Annotated in this window: 11 protein-coding genes, 4 tRNA genes and 1 rRNA gene; all 16 read left to right on the top strand. The window is 55.4% G+C overall.

Annotated features, from left to right (window positions below):
- Positions 1–119 precede the first annotated feature (119 nt).
- The 16 genes from rrf to rpoC all read left to right on the top strand — a co-directional run bounded on the left by rrf (position 120) and on the right by rpoC (position 15,124).
- Positions 120–235, top strand: a 5S ribosomal RNA gene (gene rrf, locus BFW87_RS08180).
- A gap of 169 nt (positions 236–404) precedes the next feature.
- Positions 405–1,364: a bifunctional biotin--[acetyl-CoA-carboxylase] ligase/biotin operon repressor BirA gene (gene birA, locus BFW87_RS08175; RefSeq protein WP_078739365.1), complete on the top strand. Its 960-nt coding sequence runs from the start codon at positions 405–407 to the stop codon at positions 1,362–1,364.
- Positions 1,354–2,103: a pantothenate kinase gene (locus BFW87_RS08170; RefSeq protein WP_078739364.1), complete on the top strand. Its 750-nt coding sequence runs from the start codon at positions 1,354–1,356 to the stop codon at positions 2,101–2,103. Before birA ends, BFW87_RS08170 begins: the two co-directional genes overlap by 11 nt.
- 7 nt (positions 2,104–2,110) lie before the next feature.
- A complete protein-coding gene (locus tag BFW87_RS08165; protein WP_078739363.1) occupies positions 2,111–2,557 on the top strand; it encodes a hypothetical protein in 447 nt (148 codons plus the stop codon).
- 143 nt (positions 2,558–2,700) lie between these two features.
- Positions 2,701–2,785, top strand: a tRNA-Tyr gene (locus tag BFW87_RS08160).
- Between the two features lie 24 nt (positions 2,786–2,809).
- Positions 2,810–2,883 (top strand) — tRNA-Gly (locus tag BFW87_RS08155).
- A gap of 26 nt (positions 2,884–2,909) precedes the next feature.
- A tRNA-Thr gene (locus tag BFW87_RS08150) sits at positions 2,910–2,985 on the top strand.
- Between the two features lie 161 nt (positions 2,986–3,146).
- Positions 3,147–3,222: transfer RNA gene (locus BFW87_RS08145), tRNA-Trp, on the top strand.
- Between the two features lie 45 nt (positions 3,223–3,267).
- Entirely contained in the window at positions 3,268–3,636 is a 369-nt protein-coding gene (gene secE, locus BFW87_RS08140) for a preprotein translocase subunit SecE (RefSeq protein WP_003194658.1), read from the top strand.
- 9 nt (positions 3,637–3,645) lie between these two features.
- Positions 3,646–4,179, top strand: a complete 534-nt coding sequence (gene nusG / locus BFW87_RS08135; protein WP_003176436.1) for a transcription termination/antitermination protein NusG — start codon at positions 3,646–3,648, stop codon at positions 4,177–4,179.
- Between the two features lie 117 nt (positions 4,180–4,296).
- Entirely contained in the window at positions 4,297–4,728 is a 432-nt protein-coding gene (gene rplK, locus BFW87_RS08130; protein WP_003176435.1) for a 50S ribosomal protein L11, read from the top strand.
- Entirely contained in the window at positions 4,728–5,423 is a 696-nt protein-coding gene (gene rplA, locus BFW87_RS08125; protein WP_003176434.1) for a 50S ribosomal protein L1, read from the top strand. Before rplK ends, rplA begins: the two co-directional genes overlap by 1 nt.
- A 199-nt stretch (positions 5,424–5,622) precedes the next feature.
- Positions 5,623–6,123 (top strand): 50S ribosomal protein L10, encoded by a 501-nt coding sequence (rplJ, locus tag BFW87_RS08120; protein ID WP_015886139.1) that lies wholly within the window; start codon positions 5,623–5,625, stop codon positions 6,121–6,123.
- Between the two features lie 78 nt (positions 6,124–6,201).
- Positions 6,202–6,567 carry a 50S ribosomal protein L7/L12 gene (rplL, locus tag BFW87_RS08115; protein WP_064454358.1) on the top strand — a complete coding sequence of 122 codons (366 nt, stop codon included), beginning with the start codon at positions 6,202–6,204 and terminating at the stop codon, positions 6,565–6,567.
- A 219-nt stretch (positions 6,568–6,786) separates the two neighbouring features.
- Positions 6,787–10,860 (top strand): DNA-directed RNA polymerase subunit beta, encoded by a 4,074-nt coding sequence (gene rpoB, locus BFW87_RS08110; RefSeq protein ID WP_078739362.1) that lies wholly within the window; start codon positions 6,787–6,789, stop codon positions 10,858–10,860.
- 64 nt (positions 10,861–10,924) lie between these two features.
- Positions 10,925–15,124: a DNA-directed RNA polymerase subunit beta' gene (gene rpoC / locus BFW87_RS08105; RefSeq protein ID WP_078739361.1), complete on the top strand. Its 4,200-nt coding sequence runs from the start codon at positions 10,925–10,927 to the stop codon at positions 15,122–15,124.
- Positions 15,125–15,325: the final 201 nt, after the last annotated feature.

The following is a 15,325-nucleotide window of genomic DNA, read 5'->3' as shown; positions in this document are numbered from 1 at the left end:
GATTGCGGTGTGTGAAGACGAAATGAACCGAAAGTTCGACGCTCACAAAACACCGAAAGCTATCACATACCCAATTTGCTGAAGCGAGACCAACTGGTCACGACTCAGTACCCGAATTTCTTGACGACCATAGAGCATTGGAACCACCTGATCCCATCCCGAACTCAGTAGTGAAACGATGCATCGCCGATGGTAGTGTGGGGTTTCCCCATGTGAGAGTAGGTCATCGTCAAGATTAAATTCCGAAACCCCTGTTTGCTAACGCAAACAGGGGTTTTGTTTTGGGCGGTCGAAAAATTGTCGTGAGCCTGGTCCTGCTCTTCCCGGTGCTAATGTCTGGCGATTTCTATGCAATGGCCTTGCGCATGGCTATCATGCGTGCCTCATTGTGAGGCGATACTTGCATGCTGACGTTGTTGAAACTTCTGAAAGACGGCCGATTCCATTCCGGAGAAGCGCTGGGTGAGGCGCTGGGCGTCAGCCGTAGTGCTGTCTGGAAGCAGCTCCAGCTTCTTGAGGCTGAATTGAATTTGCCGATTCATAAAGTCCGTGGCAAGGGGTATCAACTGGCCTCGCCCCTGGTTCTGTTAAATGCCGACGAGATCGTGGCTAGCGCGCCTTCGCTAACTTGGCCGATCCGTATCTTCGATTCTATTGACTCCACCAATGCTGAAGCCCTTCGCCTCATAGAGAGCGGCGGCGCCGCACCGTTCCTGGTGCTTGCGGAGCAGCAGACTGCTGGGAGGGGGCGCCGAGGCCGCAAGTGGGTTAGCCCCTTCGCTCAGAACGTGTATTACAGCCTTGTATTGCGTATTGAGGGTGGCTTGCGGCAGCTGGAGGGCTTGAGCCTGGTTGTGGGATTGGCGGTTATGCAGGCCTTGCGTGAGGCTGGGGTGCAGGGCGCCGCCTTGAAATGGCCAAACGATGTACTGGTTGGACGGAAGAAAATAGCCGGTATATTGCTGGAGTTGGTGGGAGATCCTGCAGATATTTGCCACGTTGTACTGGGGATAGGTATTAACGTGAATATGCAGAAAGCGGATGAGGTTGATCGGCAGTGGACTGCGGTGGGGCTTGAAACGGGTTGCCCGATTGATCGTAACTATTTGGCTGCGCGGCTGAGTTTGCAGCTACGGGATTATCTGGGGCGGCACAAGGCCTCTGGATTTTCCGCGCTCCAGGAGGAGTGGGAGCAGCACCACTTATGGCAGGGAAAAGCAGTGTCCCTCATTGCGGGCGCAAGTCAGGTTGATGGCGTGGTGTTGGGTGTGGACCGTCAGGGTGCGTTGCGTCTGAGCGTTGACGGTGTTGAGAAAGTTTACAGTGGTGGTGAGCTAAGCCTGAGGTTGCGTGATGATTCTTGAGCTCGACTGTGGGAATAGCTTTATCAAGTGGCGTGTACTTAAGTCGAGTAAAGCTGCTGCCACCTTAGAAGGTGTGGTTGGCTCGGATGTCGCTTTGATTGAAAGTCTGCTGGCGATTCCTGGTCTTCTGCTGACACGCTGCCGGCTAGTGAGCGTCAGGGCTTCTGAAGAGACTGAGAAGCTGGTCAAGGCATTGGAGAGTGCTTTTGGAGTCGCAGTGTCATGTGCTGTTTCCGCGCGGGAGATGGCGGGGGTGCGCAACGGCTATGACGAGTTCGAGCGACTCGGGCTCGACCGTTGGTTGGCAATGCTTGGTGGATTCAAGCTTGCGTCAGGCGCGTGCTTGGTGCTCGATTTTGGCACAGCGGCAACCGCGGACTTTATCGCGGCGGATGGCGAGCACCTGGGTGGCTTCATCTGTCCTGGCATGCCGCTTATGCGCAACCAGTTGCGAACCCATACGCGTAAGATTCGCTATGACGATGCCGCAGCTGAGCAAGCCATTGAGCGTCTTTCTCCCGGTCGTACCACGGTCGAAGCTGTAGAGCGCGGTTGTACGCTGATGCTCAGAGGATTTGTGCTCACTCAGCTCGAACTGGCCAAAAGTTACTGGGGCGAAAACTTCACCGTTTTCCTGACGGGTGGGGATGCTGACCTGGTCAAGGATGCTGTGCCGCAGGCTCAATTCGTTCCGGACCTGGTTTTTGTGGGGCTTGCAATGGCGTGCCCTTTGTCCTGAGGTGTTTATGCGTTGGCTGTTCTTGCTTTTGCTCGTTCTCAATACCTTCTATTACATCTGGCATCAACAAGATGCACCGCTGCGCGCCAAGGATGTTACGCCCCTGAGCCTCTATCGAGGCTCTCAGCAGGATATTCGCCTGCTGAGTGAATCTTCTGGCTCTCTGCCCCGGCGCGATCGGGCAAAAGCCACCGATGCGCAAAACACTTGTTTGTACATAGGTGGGTTTGCTGATCAGTTGCAGGCCCAATCAGTTGAGCAGCGTCTGATGAGCCTGGATATCAAGGTCAAGGTCCAGTTGCTTAACACGCCGGATGCTTCCGGCTACTGGCTTCGCGTTGCCCCTGAAAGCAGGCGTCTCGCTGATGATCTGCCCTTTGAAAACCTTGCTAAGGAATTCAATGAGTTAAAACATAAAATAATGTTGTGCGAAGGCGTTGCAACTCTCGAATAGTTTGCATAGAATGGCGCCCGCTTCGCAGTGAAGACCTTTACGGTCTACAGCGTGAAGCGAAGGTCAACGCAGCTAACCTCATATTTTTAAATGAGAAAATGCTTGACAGAAGGTCGGCGTGATGTAAAATGCCGGCTCGCTTAGGAGGGGTTCCCGAGCGGCCAAAGGGATCAGACTGTAAATCTGACGTCTACGACTTCGAAGGTTCGAATCCTTCCCCCTCCACCATTTTTAGCGTGAGCTGCAAGCTCCGCGGGTATAGTTTAGTGGTAGAACCTCAGCCTTCCAAGCTGATGATGCGGGTTCGATTCCCGCTACCCGCTCCAGGTTTGCAGGTTGTGCAAGGTGTTTTGCTCTTGTAGCTCAGTTGGTAGAGCACACCCTTGGTAAGGGTGAGGTCAGCGGTTCAAATCCGCTCAAGAGCTCCATATAACAAGGCAGATATGAAAATATCTGCCTTTGTTTTAACAGCTGCCTCGGCTTGATTGTTTTGTGCTTGGCATTGTGGCTGGGTGATTTCAAGTCTATTGGGGTTGGTTGTTGTAAAGTCTTTTTCAGGCCTGCATAATGGTCGGCCTGATTTTGTTTTAGGTCAGTAGCTCAATTGGCAGAGCGACGGTCTCCAAAACCGTAGGTTGGGGGTTCGATTCCCTCCTGACCTGCCAGATTCACGTGGTGTGTCTGGCTTTCTTTTCACAGGATCTTCATAGATGACTCCTAAGGCTGAAGCTCAAAGCTCTCGTTTCGATCTGGTCAAGTGGCTCGCTGTAGTCGCCTTGGTGGTCGTAGGCGTTGTTGGCAATCAGTATTACTCTGCTTCGCCGATCCTGTACCGCGTACTTGCTTTGCTTGCTCTTGCTGCTGTAGCTGCCTTTGTAGGCCTGCAGACTGCCAAAGGCAAGTCTTTCGCAGTACTGGTAAAGGAAGCTCGCACTGAAATTCGTAAAGTCGTTTGGCCGACTCGCCAAGAAACCACGCAGACCACGTTGATTGTTGTGGCTGTTGTTCTGGTTATGGCGTTGCTGTTGTGGGGGCTTGATTCCCTGCTCGGCTGGCTTGTTTCCTTGATTGTTGGCTAAGGGTGTCCCGTGGCTAAGCGTTGGTACGTTGTGCATGCTTACTCGGGTTACGAGAAGCATGTTATGCGCTCTTTGCTGGAGCGCGTAAAGCTGGCAGGCATGGAAGATGGCTTCGGCGAAATTCTGGTTCCCACTGAAGAAGTGGTTGAAATGCGGAATGGTCAGAAGCGTAAAAGCGAACGCAAGTTCTTCCCTGGCTATGTGCTGGTTCAGATGGACATGAATGAAGGTACTTGGCACTTGGTCAAGGATACCCCTCGTGTCATGGGTTTCATCGGCGGTACCGCTGATAAGCCTGCTCCTATCACCGACAAAGAGGCTGAAGCAATTCTGCGTCGTGTTGCTGATGGTAGCGACAAGCCCAAGCCGAAGACGTTGTTCGAGCCAGGTGAGGTTGTTCGTGTCACAGATGGTCCGTTTGCTGATTTCAACGGCACCGTCGAAGAAGTTAACTACGAAAAGAGCCGGATCCAAGTGGCGGTGCTCATTTTCGGTCGCTCTACTCCGGTAGAGTTGGAGTTCAGTCAGGTCGAGAAGGTCTAGCTGAGCAAGCATCCCAACCCCGCAGCCTTAGGCTGTGGGGTTTTGTCGTCACTGGGATATACGCGCAAGTAACCGGGGAGCCTTTCGAGGCGCTTGAACCCGTAATTGGAGTGCCTCATGGCCAAGAAGATTACCGCTTACATCAAGCTGCAAGTGAAGGCCGCACAGGCCAACCCAAGTCCACCCGTCGGTCCAGCTCTGGGCCAACACGGCGTGAACATCATGGAATTCTGCAAGGCTTTCAACGCCCGTACTCAGGGTCTTGAGCCAGGTCTGCCGACTCCAGTGATCATCACTGTATACAGCGACCGTAGCTTCACTTTCGAAACCAAGTCGACCCCGGCTTCGGTTCTGTTGAAGAAAGCTGCTGGTCTGACTAGCGGTTCCGCTCGTCCTAACACCGTTAAGGTTGGCACCGTAACTCGTGCTCAGCTGGAAGAAATCGCGAAAACCAAAAACGCGGATCTGACTGCAGCTGATATGGATGCAGCCGTGCGTACCATCGCCGGTTCTGCTCGTAGCATGGGCCTTAACGTGGAGGGTGTGTAATGGCTAAGCTGACCAAGCGCCAAAAGGCTATCGCCGGCAAAATCGAAGCGGGCAAGTCCTACAACTTTGTAGACGCTGCTGCTCTGCTGACCGAGCTGTCGACTGTCAAGTTCAGCGAGTCCGTTGACGTTGCTGTAAACCTGGGTGTTGACCCACGTAAATCCGACCAGGTCGTTCGTAGCGCTACTGTGCTGCCACACGGTACTGGCAAGACTGTACGTGTTGCTGTCTTCACCCAAGGCCCGGCAGCTGAAGCTGCTCTGGCCGCCGGCGCTGACCGCGTTGGCATGGACGACCTGGCTGCCGAAATGAAAGGCGGCGACCTGAACTATGACGTCGTTATTGCTTCCCCGGATGCAATGCGCGTTGTAGGTCAGTTGGGTCAGATCCTCGGTCCACGTGGTCTGATGCCTAACCCTAAAGTCGGCACCGTAACCCCAGACGTAGCCACCGCGGTTAAAAACGCCAAGGCTGGTCAGGTTCGTTATCGCACCGACAAAAACGGCATCATCCACACTTCCGTTGGCAAAGTCGGCTTTGATGCCGTCAAGCTGAAGGAAAACGTTGAAGCCCTGATCGCTGATCTGAAGCGTATCAAGCCAGCTTCCTCGAAAGGTATCTACGTCAAGCGCGTTACCCTGAGCACCACTATGGGCCCAGGTCTGGTCATCGACCAAGGCTCGCTGGACGTATAAGACACAAGTTGGTGCGAGCGATCGCGCCAATTGAAAAAATTGGGGTCCCTGCCTGGCGGGGGCTATCCAAGACCGTAGGCGGCGCAAGCCTTAAACCAAAAGCCTACGCAGATGGTGCTCCCGGTTCCTTACCGAATCAGACACCAAAACGACATCCGGCTTAGGCCAGATGAAACGGTAACAAGCAGGAGTTAAACCCGTGGCAATTAATCTCGAAGACAAGAAGGCCATCGTCGCTGAAGTCAACGAGGCTGCCAAAGCTGCTCTGTCCGCTGTCGTGGCTGATGCCCGTGGTGTGACAGTAAGCGCTATGACCGGACTCCGTAAAGAGGCTCGTGAAGCTGGCGTATACGTACGTGTTGTACGTAACACCCTGCTCAAGCGCGCTGTTGCTGACACTGAATACAGTGTCCTCAACGACGTGTTCACCGGCCCGACCCTGATTGCGTTCTCCACTGACCATCCTGGCGCTGCTGCCCGTTTGTTCAAGGAATTCGCCAAGGGTCAGGATAAGTTCGAGATCAAGGCAGCTGCGTTCGAGGGCAAGTTCCTCGCAGCTAACCAAATCGACGTACTGGCAACACTGCCGACCCGTAACGAAGCTATTTCTCAGCTGATGAGCGTGATTCAAGGCGCTACCAGCAAGTTGGCTCGTACTCTGGCCGCAGTTCGCGAGCAAAAAGAAGCTGCCGCAGCCTAAGGCTGAGCATTTTCTCTCGCGTTTTTTTGTTTATTTCGATGGCCGCGTAGGCCGTCCCCCAATTCAGGAAATACAGCAATGTCTATCTCCCAAGACGATATCCTCAACGCCGTAGCTGAAATGTCGGTTCTGCAGGTTGTTGAGCTGATCAAAGCTTTCGAAGAAAAATTCGGCGTTTCCGCTGCCGCTGCTTCTGCTGGCCCAGCTGCTGCTGCAGTTGTTGCTGAAGAGCAAACCGAATTCAACGTCATGCTGCTGGAAGCTGGCGAGAAGAAAGTAAACGTGATCAAGGCAGTACGTGAACTGACCGGTCTGGGCCTGAAAGAAGCCAAGGCTGTAGTTGACGGCGCTCCTGCCCAGGTTCTGGAAGCAGTGTCGAAAGACGCCGCTGACAAAGCCAAAGCAGTTCTGGAAGAAGCAGGCGCTAAAGTCGAGCTGAAGTAAGCATCGACCTTGCGTCTCCAGCCCAAGCGTTAAGCTGAAGGCTGATGGCTGGTGGCTCTTGCCACCGGCCTTTTTCCGTTCTTGGCTGCCGACTCGGTCGCCGCCATTAACGCGCTGTAGCCACCCGATGCGGTGGTGCAAACCATGGGGTTTGCGAGATTTTCTGGCTGCTCCCGTCGGAGGGGCCAAACAAGCAGGTGACCAAGCTGGGGAACGCTGATGGCTTACTCATATACTGAGAAAAAACGTATCCGCAAGGACTTTAGCAAGTTGCCGGACGTCATGGATGTCCCGTACCTTCTGGCTATCCAGCTGGATTCGTATCGTGAATTCTTGCAGGCGGGAGCGACCAAAGATCAGTTCCGCGACGTGGGCCTGCATGCGGCCTTCAAATCCGTTTTCCCGATCATCAGCTACTCCGGCAATGCTGCGCTGGAGTACGTGGGTTATCGCCTGGGCGAACCGGCATTTGATGTCAAAGAATGCGTGTTGCGCGGTGTTACGTACGCCGTACCTTTGCGGGTAAAAGTCCGTCTGATCATTTTCGACAAAGAATCGTCGAACAAAGCGATCAAGGACATCAAAGAGCAAGAAGTCTACATGGGCGAAATCCCGTTGATGACTGAGAACGGTACCTTCGTTATCAACGGTACCGAACGTGTAATCGTTTCCCAGCTGCACCGTTCCCCGGGCGTGTTCTTTGACCACGACCGCGGCAAGACGCACAGCTCCGGCAAGCTCCTGTACTCCGCGCGGATCATTCCGTACCGCGGCTCGTGGTTGGACTTCGAGTTCGACCCGAAAGACTGCGTGTTCGTGCGTATCGACCGTCGTCGCAAGCTGCCGGCCTCGGTACTGCTGCGCGCGCTCGGCTATACCACCGAGCAAGTGCTGGACGCTTTCTACACCACCAACGTGTTCAGCCTGAAGGATGAAACCCTCAGCCTGGAGCTGATTGCTTCGCGTCTGCGTGGTGAAATTGCTGTTCTGGACATTCAGGACGAGAAGGGCAAGGTCATTGTTGAGGCTGGCCGTCGTATTACTGCGCGCCACATCAACCAGATCGAAAAAGCCGGTATCAAGTCGCTGGACGTGCCTCTGGACTACGTCCTGGGTCGCACCACCGCCAAGGTCATCGTTCACCCGGCTACAGGCGAAATTCTGGCTGAGTGCAACACCGAGCTGAACACCGAGATCCTGGGCAAGATCGCCAAGGCTCAGGTGGTTCGCATCGAGACTCTGTACACCAACGATATCGACTGCGGTCCGTTCATCTCCGACACGCTGAAGATCGACTCCACCAGCAACCAATTGGAAGCGCTGGTCGAGATCTATCGCATGATGCGTCCTGGTGAGCCACCGACCAAAGACGCTGCCGAAACCCTGTTCAACAACCTGTTCTTCAGCCCTGAGCGCTATGACCTGTCTGCGGTCGGCCGGATGAAGTTCAACCGTCGTATCGGTCGTACCGAGATCGAAGGTTCGGGCGTGCTGTGCAAGGAAGACATCGTCGCGGTATTGAAGACTCTGGTCGACATCCGTAACGGTAAGGGCATCGTCGATGACATCGACCACCTGGGTAACCGTCGTGTTCGCTGCGTAGGCGAGATGGCTGAAAACCAGTTCCGCGTTGGCCTGGTACGTGTTGAGCGTGCGGTCAAAGAGCGTCTGTCGATGGCTGAAAGCGAAGGCCTGATGCCGCAAGATCTGATCAACGCCAAGCCAGTGGCTGCGGCGGTGAAAGAGTTCTTCGGTTCCAGCCAGCTCTCGCAGTTCATGGACCAGAACAACCCGCTCTCCGAGATCACCCACAAGCGCCGTGTTTCCGCACTGGGCCCGGGCGGTCTGACTCGTGAGCGTGCAGGCTTTGAAGTTCGTGACGTACACCCGACGCACTACGGTCGTGTTTGCCCGATCGAAACGCCGGAAGGTCCGAACATCGGTCTGATCAACTCCCTGGCCGCCTATGCGCGCACCAACCAGTACGGCTTCCTCGAGAGCCCGTACCGTGTGGTGAAAGACGCTCTGGTCACCGACGAGATCGTGTTCCTGTCCGCCATCGAAGAAGCTGATCACGTGATCGCTCAGGCTTCGGCCACGATGAACGACAAGAAAATGCTGATCGACGAGCTGGTAGCTGTTCGTCACTTGAACGAGTTCACCGTCAAGGCGCCGGAAGACGTCACCTTGATGGACGTTTCGCCGAAGCAGGTAGTTTCGGTTGCAGCGTCGCTGATCCCGTTCCTGGAGCACGATGACGCCAACCGTGCGTTGATGGGTTCCAACATGCAGCGTCAAGCTGTACCGACCCTGCGCGCTGACAAGCCGCTGGTAGGTACCGGCATGGAGCGTAACGTAGCCCGTGACTCCGGCGTTTGCGTCGTGGCTCGTCGTGGCGGCGTGATTGACTCCGTTGATGCCAGCCGTATTGTGGTTCGTGTTGCCGATGACGAAGTTGAAACTGGTGAAGCCGGTGTCGACATCTACAACCTGACCAAATACACCCGCTCCAACCAGAACACCTGCATCAACCAGCGTCCGCTGGTGAGCAAGGGTGATCGGGTTCAGCGCAGCGACATCATGGCTGACGGCCCGTCCACCGATATGGGTGAGCTGGCTCTGGGTCAGAACATGCGTATCGCGTTCATGGCCTGGAACGGTTACAACTTCGAAGACTCCATCTGCCTGTCGGAACGAGTTGTTCAAGAAGACCGTTTCACCACGATCCACATTCAGGAACTGACCTGTGTGGCACGTGACACCAAGCTTGGGCCAGAGGAAATCACTGCAGACATCCCGAACGTGGGTGAAGCTGCACTGAACAAGCTGGACGAAGCCGGTATCGTTTACGTAGGTGCTGAAGTTGGCGCAGGCGACATCCTGGTCGGTAAGGTCACTCCGAAAGGCGAGACCCAACTGACTCCGGAAGAGAAGCTGCTGCGAGCCATCTTCGGTGAAAAAGCCAGCGACGTTAAAGACACCTCTCTGCGTGTACCTACCGGTACCAAGGGTACCGTCATCGACGTACAAGTCTTCACCCGTGACGGCGTTGAGCGTGATGCTCGTGCACTGTCCATCGAGAAGACTCAACTCGACGAGATCCGCAAGGACCTGAACGAAGAGTTCCGTATCGTTGAAGGCGCGACCTTCGAACGTCTGCGTTCCGCTCTGGTAGGCCGCAAGGCTGAAGGCGGCGCAGGTCTGAAGAAAGGTCAGGACATCACCGACGAAGTTCTCGACGGTCTTGAGCACGGCCAGTGGTTCAAACTGCGCATGGCTGAAGATGCTCTTAACGAGCAGCTCGAGAAGGCTCAGGCCTACATCGTTGATCGCCGCCGTCTGCTGGACGACAAGTTCGAAGACAAGAAGCGCAAACTGCAGCAGGGCGATGACCTGGCTCCAGGCGTGCTGAAAATCGTCAAGGTTTACCTGGCAATCCGTCGCCGCATCCAGCCGGGCGACAAGATGGCCGGTCGTCACGGTAACAAAGGTGTGGTCTCCGTGATCATGCCGGTTGAAGACATGCCGCACGATGCCAATGGCACCCCGGTCGACGTCGTCCTTAACCCGTTGGGCGTACCTTCGCGTATGAACGTTGGTCAGATCCTTGAAACCCACCTGGGCCTCGCGGCCAAAGGTCTGGGCGAGAAGATCAACCGCATGATCGAAGAGCAGCGCAAGGTCGCAGACCTGCGCAAGTTCCTGCACGAGATCTACAACGAGATCGGCGGTCGCAACGAAGAGCTGGACACCTTCTCCGACCAGGAAATCCTGGACCTGGCGAAGAACCTGCGCGGCGGCGTTCCAATGGCTACCCCGGTGTTCGACGGTGCCAAGGAAAGCGAAATCAAGGCCATGCTGAAACTGGCAGATCTGCCGGAAAGCGGCCAGATGCAGCTGTTCGACGGCCGTACCGGCAACAAGTTTGAGCGCCCGGTTACTGTTGGCTACATGTACATGCTGAAGCTGAACCACTTGGTAGACGACAAGATGCACGCTCGTTCTACCGGTTCGTACAGCCTGGTTACCCAGCAGCCGCTGGGTGGTAAGGCTCAGTTCGGTGGTCAGCGTTTCGGGGAGATGGAGGTCTGGGCACTGGAAGCATACGGTGCTGCTTACACTCTGCAAGAAATGCTCACAGTGAAGTCGGACGATGTGAACGGTCGGACCAAGATGTACAAAAACATCGTGGACGGCGATCACCGTATGGAGCCGGGCATGCCCGAGTCCTTCAACGTGTTGATCAAAGAAATTCGTTCCCTCGGCATCGATATCGATCTGGAAACCGAATAACACGTGACGCGAATCGAGAGCGGGGCTGTTTAGCCCGCTCTCTGCTCCGCCAGGAGGAAAGGCCTTGAAAGACCTACTGAATTTGCTGAAAAACCAGGGTCAAGTCGAAGAGTTCGACGCCATCCGTATTGGGTTGGCATCGCCTGAGATGATCCGTTCGTGGTCGTTCGGTGAAGTTAAAAAGCCGGAAACCATTAACTACCGTACGTTCAAACCCGAGCGTGACGGCCTGTTCTGCGCCAAGATCTTTGGCCCGGTTAAGGATTACGAGTGCCTGTGCGGTAAGTACAAGCGCTTGAAGCACCGTGGTGTGATCTGCGAGAAGTGCGGCGTTGAAGTTGCGCTCGCCAAAGTTCGTCGTGAGCGCATGGCGCACATCGAACTGGCTTCGCCGGTTGCCCACATCTGGTTCCTGAAATCGCTGCCGTCCCGTATCGGCTTGCTGATGGACATGACCCTGCGTGATATCGAACGCGTTCTCTACTTCGAGAGCTATGTCGTTATCGATCCAGGCATGACCACCCTTGAAAAAGGTCAGCTGCTGAACGACGAACAGTACTTCGAAGCGCTGGAAGAGTTTGGCGACGATTTCGATGCCCGCATGGGTGCCGAAGCTGTCCGTGAACTGCTGCACGCTATCGACCTGGAACACGAGATTGGCCGTCTGCGCGAAGAAATTCCGCAAACCAACTCCGAAACCAAGATCAAGAAGCTGTCCAAGCGTCTGAAGTTGATGGAAGCCTTCCAGGGTTCCGGCAACTTGCCAGAGTGGATGGTGCTGACCGTTCTGCCGGTTCTGCCGCCAGACCTGCGTCCGCTGGTACCGTTGGATGGCGGTCGCTTCGCGACTTCCGACCTCAACGACCTGTACCGTCGCGTAATCAACCGTAACAACCGCTTGAAGCGTCTGCTCGACCTGTCCGCTCCGGACATCATCGTGCGCAACGAAAAGCGTATGTTGCAAGAAGCGGTCGATGCTCTGCTCGACAACGGTCGTCGTGGCCGCGCTATCACCGGTTCGAACAAGCGTCCTCTGAAATCCCTGGCTGACATGATCAAGGGTAAGCAAGGTCGTTTCCGTCAGAACTTGCTCGGTAAGCGTGTTGACTACTCCGGTCGTTCGGTAATTACCGTAGGTCCGACCCTGCGTCTGCACCAGTGCGGTCTGCCCAAGAAGATGGCGCTTGAGCTGTTCAAGCCGTTCATTTTCGGCAAGCTGGAAATGCGCGGTCTCGCGACCACCATCAAAGCCGCCAAGAAAATGGTCGAGCGCGAACTGCCAGAGGTTTGGGACGTTCTCGCTGAAGTGATCCGCGAACACCCGGTTCTCCTCAACCGTGCACCGACCCTTCACCGTCTGGGTATCCAGGCGTTTGAACCGGTACTTATCGAAGGTAAAGCTATCCAGCTGCACCCGCTGGTCTGTGCTGCGTACAACGCCGACTTCGACGGCGACCAAATGGCCGTGCACGTACCGCTGACACTGGAAGCCCAGTTGGAAGCGCGCGCGTTGATGATGTCGACCAACAACATTCTGTCGCCAGCCAACGGTGAGCCAATCATCGTTCCGTCGCAGGACGTTGTACTGGGTCTGTACTACATGACCCGTGAGGCGATCAACGCCAAAGGCGAAGGCCGCGTATTCGCTGACCTGCAAGAAGTTGACCGTGTGTTCCGTGCCGGCGAAGCCGCACTGCACGCCAAGGTTAAAGTGCGGATCAACGAAACCGTCAACGACCGTGACGGTGGCAGCGTGAGCGGCACCCGTATCGTCGACACCACTGTCGGCCGTGCGCTGCTGTATCAAGTTGTGCCAAAAGGTCTGTCGTACGACGTCGTCAACCTGCCGATGAAGAAAAAGGCGATCTCCAAGCTGATCAACCAGTGCTACCGCGTGGTTGGTTTGAAAGAGACCGTGATCTTCGCTGACCAATTGATGTACACCGGCTTCGCTTATTCGACCATTTCCGGCGTTTCCATCGGTGTTAACGACTTCGTTATCCCGGATGAAAAAGCTCAGATCATCAATGCTGCTACTGATGAAGTGAAAGAGATCGAAAGCCAGTACGCCTCCGGCCTGGTAACCCAGGGCGAGAAGTACAACAAAGTGATCGACCTTTGGTCCAAGGCCAACGACGAAGTGTCGAAGGCGATGATGGCTAACCTCTCGAAAGAGAAAGTTATCGACCGTCATGGCGTAGAAGTCGATCAAGAGTCGTTCAACTCGATGTACATGATGGCCGACTCGGGCGCACGGGGTTCTGCTGCGCAGATCCGTCAGCTCGCCGGTATGCGTGGCCTGATGGCCAAGCCGGACGGTTCCATCATTGAAACGCCGATTACCGCGAACTTCCGTGAAGGTTTGAGCGTACTTCAGTACTTCATCTCTACTCACGGTGCTCGTAAGGGTCTGGCGGATACCGCGTTGAAGACCGCTAACTCCGGTTACCTGACTCGTCGTCTGGTAGACGTTGCGCAAGACTTGGTTGTGACTGAAGTTGACTGCGGTACCGAACACGGTCTGCTGATGACTCCGCACATCGAAGGCGGCGACGTTGTAGAGCCGCTGGGTGAGCGCGTATTGGGTCGTGTTATTGCCCGTGACGTATTCAAGCCAGGTACCGAGGAAGTTATCGTTCCTGCCGGCACCCTCGTGGACGAGAAGTGGGTTGAGTTCATCGAACTCAACAGCATCGACGAAGTGATTGTTCGCTCGCCGATCAGCTGCGAAACCCGCTATGGCATTTGCGCCAAGTGCTACGGCCGTGACTTGGCTCGTGGTCACCAGGTGAACATCGGTGAAGCGGTCGGCGTTATCGCTGCCCAGTCCATCGGTGAGCCGGGTACCCAGCTGACCATGCGTACGTTCCACATCGGTGGTGCGGCAAGCCGGACCTCCGCAGCCGACAGTGTTCAGGTGAAGAATGGCGGTACCGTCCGTCTGCACAACCTGAAACACGTTGAGCGAGTGGATGGTCACCTGGTTGCTGTATCCCGTTCCGGTGAGCTGGCAATCGCTGATGACTACGGTCGTGAGCGTGAGCGTTACAAGCTGCCGTACGGTGCTGTGATTTCGGTTAAAGAAGGTGACAAGGTCGACGCTGGCGCAATCGTGGCCAAGTGGGATCCGCACACTCACCCAATCGTTACCGAAATGAAAGGTACCGTGACCTACGTGGGCATGGAAGAAGGCATCACGATCAAACGTCAGACTGACGAATTGACCGGTATGACCAACATTGAAGTACTCGACGCGAAAGATCGTCCAGCTGCCGGTAAAGACATCCGTCCTGCCGTGAAGATGGTCGATGACAACGGCAAGGACTTGTTGCTGCCAGGCACTGACGTAATCGCTCAGTACTTCCTGCCAGCCAACGCCCTGGTCGGTGTAGCGGATGGTGCGAAGATCGCGATCGGTGATGTTATCGCGCGTATCCCGCAAGAAACTTCGAAGACCCGTGACATCACCGGTGGTCTGCCGCGTGTTGCCGACTTGTTCGAAGCTCGTCGTCCGAAAGAAGCGTCGATTCTGGCTGAAGTCAGCGGCACCATCGCGTTCGGTAAAGAGACCAAGGGCAAGCGCCGTCTGGTCATTACCCCGAACGACGGTAGCGATCCGTACGAAGAGCTGATTCCGAAGTGGCGTCACCTGAACGTCTTCGAAGGCGAACAGGTAAACCGCGGCGAAGTTATCTCCGACGGCCCGAGCGATCCACACGACATCCTGCGTCTGCTGGGTGTGAGTGCGCTGGCCAAGTACATCGTTAACGAGATCCAGGACGTTTACCGTCTGCAAGGCGTGAAGATCAACGATAAGCACATCGAGACCATCCTGCGTCAGATGCTGCGTAAAGTTGAAATCGCTGAATCCGGCGATTCGAGTTTCATCAAGGGCGACCAGATGGAACTGACTCACGTATTGGTAGAAAACGAACGTCTGGCTGGCGACGAGAAATTCGTTTCCAAGTTCACTCGTGTGTTGCTGGGTATCACCAAGGCGTCGTTGTCCACTGAGTCGTTCATCTCGGCGGCCTCCTTCCAGGAGACCACTCGCGTACTGACCGAAGCGGCGGTAACCGGCAAGCGCGACTACCTGCGCGGCCTGAAAGAGAACGTGGTTGTGGGTCGTCTGATCCCGGCCGGTACCGGTTTGGCTTACCACAGCGAGCGCAAGCGCCGCCGTGATGCTGACAAGCCGCTGCGCGTAAGCGCCAGTGAAGTGGAAGCTGCACTGACCGAAGCGCTGAACTCAAGCGGTAACTGAGTTCTGCGATAAATAAGTCCGGGCCCTGGCAGCCCCATTCGTCGGATCGAGGCAGTTTTGACTCGGTTCGATGAGAGGGGAGGTCGGGGCCTTGCCTTGACTGGGGACAAGATCCTCTTTAGACTCTTGTACCCCTAAATTTGGCGGGAATTCGTTCCTGCCATTTTGCTTTTCTTGCAAGACAATAGCGTCGCAAGACAA

It is taken from the genome of Pseudomonas fluorescens (assembly GCF_002022275.1).
Taxonomy (GTDB): Bacteria; Pseudomonadota; Gammaproteobacteria; order Pseudomonadales; family Pseudomonadaceae; genus Aquipseudomonas; species Aquipseudomonas fluorescens_AJ.
This window is presented reverse-complemented; position numbering and strand designations above follow the sequence as displayed.

What these genes read in the sequence shown, in the direction of transcription:
- birA (WP_078739365.1), top strand. Translation starts at nt 405, where the DNA reads ATGCTGACGTTGTTGAAACTTCTGAAAGACGGCCGATTCCATTCCGGA.
- BFW87_RS08170 (WP_078739364.1), top strand. Translation starts at nt 1,354, where the DNA reads ATGATTCTTGAGCTCGACTGTGGGAATAGCTTTATCAAGTGGCGTGTA.
- BFW87_RS08165 (WP_078739363.1), top strand. Translation starts at nt 2,111, where the DNA reads ATGCGTTGGCTGTTCTTGCTTTTGCTCGTTCTCAATACCTTCTATTAC.
- secE (WP_003194658.1), top strand. Translation starts at nt 3,268, where the DNA reads ATGACTCCTAAGGCTGAAGCTCAAAGCTCTCGTTTCGATCTGGTCAAG.
- rplK (WP_003176435.1), top strand. Translation starts at nt 4,297, where the DNA reads ATGGCCAAGAAGATTACCGCTTACATCAAGCTGCAAGTGAAGGCCGCA.
- rplA (WP_003176434.1), top strand. Translation starts at nt 4,728, where the DNA reads ATGGCTAAGCTGACCAAGCGCCAAAAGGCTATCGCCGGCAAAATCGAA.
- rplL (WP_064454358.1), top strand. Translation starts at nt 6,202, where the DNA reads ATGTCTATCTCCCAAGACGATATCCTCAACGCCGTAGCTGAAATGTCG.
- rpoB (WP_078739362.1), top strand. Translation starts at nt 6,787, where the DNA reads ATGGCTTACTCATATACTGAGAAAAAACGTATCCGCAAGGACTTTAGC.